General features: G+C 64.4%; 1 protein-coding gene. It reads left to right on the forward strand.

Going from position 1 to position 295, the window contains the following annotated elements:
- On the forward strand, window positions 1–295 hold a 295-nt coding region (locus tag GHO41_RS30020), incomplete at both ends, for a hypothetical protein (protein WP_178126640.1).

Consider the following 295-nt stretch of genomic DNA (forward strand, 5'->3'; position numbering starts at 1 on the left):
CGCCTCGACAACGGCAAAAAAGCCCGTTTCACCTGGGACCTCTACGACCGCCTGACCCGCTACGAAGACGACCGCCTGACCGCCGACTTCGCCTACGACGCACTGGGGCGACGGGTAGCCAAATACTCCAAAGCCCACTGCCCGCCCAGCCCCGGCGCCGGCCCGGCGTGGATCGAGCAGCAACAGCGCACGCTCAACGCCCAATACGACTGCGGCCAAAACATCTACGGCTGGGACGGCGACACCCTCGCTTATGAAACACGCTACAGCGACAACCCTGGCGAACGACGTCTGA

It is taken from the genome of Pseudomonas sp. FSL R10-0399 (assembly GCF_009600165.1).
Lineage (GTDB): Bacteria > Pseudomonadota > Gammaproteobacteria > Pseudomonadales > Pseudomonadaceae > Aquipseudomonas > Aquipseudomonas helleri.